This window comes from uncultured Blautia sp. (genome assembly GCF_902497045.1).
Taxonomy (GTDB): domain Bacteria; phylum Bacillota; class Clostridia; order Lachnospirales; family Lachnospiraceae; genus Blautia_A.
Map to the genome: position 1 here is coordinate 1 of NZ_CABVDF010000368.1, position 1,667 is coordinate 1,667.

General features: G+C 41.3%; 1 protein-coding gene. It reads left to right on the plus strand.

All coding sequences use genetic code 11. The annotated features are described in order from the left end of the window. Positions 1-1,667, plus strand: a 1,667-nt coding sequence (locus RDS42_RS14760) for a YodL domain-containing protein (protein ID WP_308784315.1), incomplete at both ends; no start/stop codon positions are given.

Genomic DNA, 1,667 nt, shown 5'->3' on the forward strand with positions numbered 1-1,667 from the left:
AATCAATCAGGCAGATGAAGATAAAGTAGAGGAACTTCTGGATGATGCAAAAATGGATATTCAGGACTTACCAGATCCAACCATAGGTAAGCTGGAATTACGTGATTATGGATATACAGCAGAAGACATGGTGCCGCTTAGAAAAGAAGCAGCTTTGGATTATCACAGAATGGGCTCTAAGATTTATTGCCTGGGAAGCGATGGCGACAAGGGAGAGTATGCAAGTAAAGAAATGATACAGGCGCATGAAGGTCTGTTTGGTATGGAATTACAGATGTGGGAACGGATAAGGGATCAGGATCTGGATTATGCCGATGAAGATGTGGGAGCATTTCAGGAGCCTATGAGTGTCATTGACCAGGAAGAAGCATTGAAATTATACGATGCCGGAGCAGATATCTATCTGATTATTAATTTTTCATCACCGGTCTATGTCACGGAACGCAAGGAAATCGAACGAGGACCGGAGCATTATCAGATGTCCATGGCAGAACGGGAGCGTTTTCGTAACCTGGAATGGGAAATGCAGAAATATCCACAGATTCAGTCTTTGAAAGAGGCAAACTTGTTGTTAGGAACAAGGCGAACCTTTGGTATTTATCAGATCAAGGATGATTCACCGGGCGAAAACTATACATTTATGAATATGAGTTTTATTGAAAGTCATGGTATGCAGATAAAAAAAGAAGATTATAAGCTGGTCTATGTTGGCGAATTACTCGGAAATATGTCACTGGATGATATTTTTGAAAGATTCAACATTGACAGACCGAAAGACTTTCGAGGACATTCACTGTCTGTCAGTGATATCGTAGTTCTGAATGACGGAGAAAAAGTGACCGCTCATTTTGTAGACAGTATCAGTTTTGAACAGCTGGATTCTTTTCTGAATCTGGAAGAACAGGTTCTTGACGAATTGGCATATGAGGTAGGAGAACGTTATTTTGCTATTCAGAGGACAGAAGAAGGATACGATTATTCCTTTTACGATGAAGATTTCCGTCTGATGGATGGTGGCGTCTATGAAAATGATGAAATTTCTATTGAAGAAGTGGCAGAGGAACTTCTGGAAGACGAAGGCTGGACTGGGGAATGCATTCGTGGGGATTATGATCAGTTGATGGAAAAAGTGAAAGAAATGGATGAGGTTGTCATGGCAGAGATTCAGAAAAGCCAGGGCGAATATAAGCCACTGGCAAAGGTAGAAGAACTGGAAGAGGCGAATTACAACATGATTGATAATGTACTTAACAATATGCCACTGAAGAAAGAACCTTATCTGGAATACTTTGCCACAGAATGTGATGAGTTCCATGATATGGGAGCTTATGAAAAAAGTACCGATGTTAATCAGATAGCTGCAGTCTATGAAAAATATAGGGAGAATCCAGAAACAGCTTATCTCGGATGCTCAATGGGAATTATCTATCGTGATCCGGAAGACAGTTACTATGATGAAGCCGAATTTGCAATCGTAAAAGGCAATACCGTATTTGGGAATCTGGTGGATGATGTTCGGTTTTATGGGGAGCTTGCACTGGTACGGGAAGGAATTGAGAAAATTCATGAAGCATTGCCGGACTACAAGTATGTACCGATGAGGGATGTTCGAGAAGCAATGTATCCAGAGAAGATGACCACAGAACAGCTGGCAGAGGCATTGGATG